This window comes from Pseudomonas helleri, assembly GCF_009600315.1.
Taxonomy (GTDB): domain Bacteria; phylum Pseudomonadota; class Gammaproteobacteria; order Pseudomonadales; family Pseudomonadaceae; genus Aquipseudomonas; species Aquipseudomonas helleri_A.
In genome coordinates, this window is sequence record NZ_WIWC01000101.1 from 1 (window position 1) to 693 (window position 693).

Sequence of the window (693 nt, forward strand, 5' to 3'; positions counted from 1 at the left end):
AGCCCCTACTTGGGCAAATTTGCTCGACGCTCTCGATAACTAAAAGCCGTGGCCAGTTTCGCGGGCGCGAAACTTCACAGTTCCACCGCAAAGCCTCGCACGCCGAGCCCTTCGGCAAAGCGACCCACCGCCGTCAGGCTGGCCCAGGTACGAATCGCCTCCCGCCTCGACCGTACCGGGATCAGCCTGGAGTGCGGCCCGCCGAGGCGTACCGAAAACGTCCACTTGGTACGGGTGGTATCACGGCCGGCGACAAACTCCCTGACCGCGTTCTGTTGGACCAGGTGCTGCAGCGCGTCTTCGTGAATCCCGTCCCCGATCACAGCAGCAACGCCGTGACGCGCGCCTGAGCGGCGTCATCCATGATCAGGTACAGGCTTTCAATGTCGGCCGGCTTAAGCACCTTGAGCTCTTCCAGCATCTCAACAAAACCTTGCGCCCGCTCGCTGGCCAGATGCACCTGCAGGGTGTCGGCGGCGAGCTCGATGGCAGTCATTCGACGGCGCAGTGTGGCCAGCACTTCAGGCGACGTACTGATCGCGGCTAACGGGTCGCTGCCGTTACCGTAACGGCCGCTCATTCGGGCACCACTCCGGACGGGCCGCCCAAGGTCGCGGCTTCACAGGCAAACGCTGCCGCCTGTGGTGGCGTCAGCGCTCCGGCGCTGACCACGGCGTTTAACCAGTCCCAGAG

Annotated in this window: 2 protein-coding genes; both read right to left on the reverse strand. The window is 64.1% G+C overall.

Going from position 1 to position 693, the window contains the following annotated elements; translation table 11 throughout:
* Positions 1-74 precede the first annotated feature (74 nt).
* Positions 75-323 (reverse strand): hypothetical protein, encoded by a 249-nt coding sequence (locus GHN86_RS23785; protein WP_323370014.1) that lies wholly within the window; start codon positions 321-323, stop codon positions 75-77.
* The gene (locus GHN86_RS23020; protein WP_153387388.1) at positions 320-580 is read right to left on the reverse strand and encodes a hypothetical protein; all 261 of its coding nucleotides are present in this window, start codon (positions 578-580) and stop codon (positions 320-322) included. The genes GHN86_RS23785 and GHN86_RS23020 overlap by 4 nt, the downstream gene beginning before the upstream one ends.
* Between the last annotated feature and the right edge of the window lie 113 nt (positions 581-693).